Here is a 2,916-nt window from a genome sequence, read left to right as displayed (position 1 = left end):
AAACCGAACCCCATCCCTGGAAAATCCGAATGATGCCCGCCGACCAGTTCCCGGGACTTGGCCGATCCGGTCATGATGCGGTGGGTGGTAGCGGCCTGATCCGGATTGCGCGAAGATGAACCACGAATAAGGGCACAGGAAGGCGCAAGTGGGAGAAGAGCCCGTTATGGACGAATCCGGCCAACAGGCCCATAGCCAAGCGGTCAAAAAGAGCTTCAGCGGCTGGCAGGTGCTGGGGATTGTACTGCTCGCCATCGTTGTCACTGTCGGGGTCAGTTACTGGGTCTTGAGCCAGTATGTATTTGTTGAAGCGTTCGACCCCGTTGAACTGAACACCTCTGAACAGCGCACGCTCCAGAGCAAGCTGCATGTCCTGAGAGTTGATGCGCGAGAACCCTCAAGCCCTGCAGCGGAGCCCGAGCCCTACAGCGAGGAAGGCGCCAGCAGGGAGGTTCGCTTCAGTGAGCGTGAACTCAACGGGATGCTGGCGAACAACACGGATCTGGCGCGGAAGCTGGCCGTTGATCTGTCCCAGGGCCTGCTCAGTGTTGTGCTGCTGGTGCCTCTTGAAGAGGGTTTTCCCGTGCTCGGCTGGCAGACCCTGCGGGTTCATGCCGGTGTGGAGCTGGCCGTTAACAACGACAGGCCCGTCGTCAGACTCAAGGGCGTCAGCGTCATGGGCGTGCCCCTTCCCAACGCGTGGCTGGGCAACCTTAAGAACGTGGATCTGGTCAACGAGTTCGCAGACGAGCCGGGATTCTGGCGATCCTTTTCAGAGGGCGTCGACAGCGTGCATGTTGAGGACGGCCAACTGGTTCTGAAACTCAGGGAATAACAGTTCCCTGTTCCAGAGGAGACTCACCATGGTCCGACGCCTCAGCCTGGTGCTTGCCGCCTGCCTGCTTCCCATGGTTGCACAGGCCGGCGTGGAGCTCACGCCGTTTGCCGGATACCGGCTGGGCGGGGATTTTAAGGTCCGCACTGCCGGCGCCAGCACCACGGAGGATCTGACCTTCGACGACTCCCGCAGCCTGGGCCTGACCCTGAACGCGGATCTGGCGGAACCGGGCAAACAGCTGGAACTCTACCTCGCCCGGCAGGAAACCCGGGGCCACTCCTCCGAAGCCCTTTTCACCCCGCCCGCTACTGCCCTGGATGTGGTGATCCATCAGTTGCAGCTCGGGGGCCTGTATTTCCCCAAAGGCGGGACGAGCGGCCCATTTGTGTCCGGCGTGGCGGGCCTGACCCGGCTGGACCCCAAACCGGATGGCCTCAGAGACCATAACAGGGCCTCCATTTCCCTGGGCGGCGGCTACAAGCTGCCTCTGCAAAAGAACCTGCTGATGCGATTTGACCTGCGAGGCATCTACACGGCCCTCGAAAGCGGCGGCGCTGTGTTCTGCTCCGGCGGCTGCACAGCGGTCTTTGATAGCAGTGGCTTTATTCAGGTGGAAGCGAGCGCGGGGCTGACGCTGCGTTTTTAGTCGACCGTAAGGCTTGCGCACCCATTCCGGATAACGACGATGCCGCAATGGGCCCTGAAATCGAAAGTCATAGTCTCCGGCGTATGCCTTCCAGAACTTTGCCAGCATCACGGCCTGACTGGCCATCCTGCTCATAAGCATTCAGCCTTCGATCCAGCTCTTCCCGTTGTGCCGGAGTCAACTCAAGCTTTTGTTGATTCTGTTCCCATTCGGTCTTGTCCATATTCCCCCACCATTCAAATAACGCTTTCCAGCTTACGCAGAATCGCTTCACAAGTCCCCTCCCCGGACCGATCCAGGTTCAGCTCACGCCAGGCAGAATTCGAACCAGCAACTCAACCTGACGGCGGTATTGCTCGTTAAATGCCATTGCCTTCCTCCCTGGCAAATTCACTGGGTACAGTGATCTGATACTCCGGGTCCAGCACTCCCCCCTTAACCAACATGCGCTTCCCGGTGCCCAGATCGATCCGGCTGCGGTCGATCCGCTTCAGCCACGTGTGGCGTTCGCGGTCCGCGAAGAAAAAGAACAGCCGCTTCACTTTAATGCTGCGTGTGGCTTCCAACAGCGGCTGCAAGTATCGGGGGCGAAGGTTGCCCAGTCCTTCCATGAACTTATCCGCCATGTGAAAGCTCGCTCGGTTCGGTAACTCATCCAGGAACTCCAAGTAGGCGCGCTCAGGCGTGGAAACGATCAAAGGCCAGTTCCAGTGCCCCCAGGAACTAACCCTTACGCCTCCCGGAAGCGGTGTCCCTCTTCCAGCGGATGAGTTGGTCAAGGAGGTTGCCGAGGAAGGCACTTCCACGGCGGGCAGAAACCGCTGACGGTTATGCACCACAAACTCCGGTTCAATCGGCAGTTTGTTCACCCATCCCGGCAACTTCACATCCGAATAAAGGTGGACCTGCAGCTGCTGGAACGGAAGATAATGGGCATAGCCCTGAAGATCCAGAGCAGTGCTACCACCTACTGAAACCGGGTACTGCAGCAGGGTCTGGATGGAGATTACAACCTGCTCCCAACTCACCTCCCCTCGCGGCCGACGAAACACGCCTCGTATCGGCTGCTCCAGCCAACCGGCAGTAACGTACTGGCTGCGTAGCGCACGGGAGTAGCCATACCGCTCCAGCCACGCCGCATCCACCAGGAGGCCTTCCGGAAGTAATTGGGTTAAATGGTTTAGTTTTTCGCTATTTTGTATAGCCATACTTAACAAAATAGAGAAAACCTAAACCCGCCACAACCCTAACCGGTTCTGATCAAACAATGGGTCTCCAAACATGCGGCGGCGGGTGGTGGCGGCCTGGGGCGGGTCGACATCGAAGGCGACCGTGGCCTCGGGGCGCGGGAACTGGAGTTATGGTGATTTCTGGTGTATGGAAGCAGGCTGAAGAGGTGGCGTATCCTGTTGGTTGATCTCCGCCAAGATCA

Annotated in this window: 4 protein-coding genes; 2 read left to right on the top strand and 2 right to left on the bottom strand. The window is 58.8% G+C overall.

Going from position 1 to position 2,916, the window contains the following annotated elements; all coding sequences use genetic code 11:
- The first annotated feature begins 148 nt into the window (after positions 1 to 148).
- Both AC1RQI_RS16535 and AC1RQI_RS16530 read left to right on the top strand, forming a co-directional pair.
- Positions 149 to 835: a hypothetical protein gene (locus tag AC1RQI_RS16535; protein ID WP_481905710.1), complete on the top strand. Its 687-nt coding sequence runs from the start codon at positions 149 to 151 to the stop codon at positions 833 to 835.
- 28 nt (positions 836 to 863) lie between these two features.
- Positions 864 to 1,484: a hypothetical protein gene (locus AC1RQI_RS16530; RefSeq protein ID WP_481905709.1), complete on the top strand. Its 621-nt coding sequence runs from the start codon at positions 864 to 866 to the stop codon at positions 1,482 to 1,484.
- A 67-nt stretch (positions 1,485 to 1,551) separates the two neighbouring features.
- Here AC1RQI_RS16530 and AC1RQI_RS16525 read toward each other — a convergent pair whose 3' ends face one another.
- Positions 1,552 to 1,707, bottom strand: a complete 156-nt coding sequence (locus tag AC1RQI_RS16525; RefSeq protein WP_481905708.1) for an addiction module protein — start codon at positions 1,705 to 1,707, stop codon at positions 1,552 to 1,554.
- A 136-nt stretch (positions 1,708 to 1,843) separates the two neighbouring features.
- On the bottom strand, positions 1,844 to 2,692 hold the full coding sequence (locus AC1RQI_RS16520; RefSeq protein ID WP_481905711.1) for a type IV toxin-antitoxin system AbiEi family antitoxin domain-containing protein: 849 nt from the start codon (positions 2,690 to 2,692) through the stop codon (positions 1,844 to 1,846).
- Between the last annotated feature and the right edge of the window lie 224 nt (positions 2,693 to 2,916).

The sequence above is a fragment of the Salicola sp. AFF1 genome (assembly GCF_056783195.1).
This window is presented reverse-complemented; position numbering and strand designations above follow the sequence as displayed.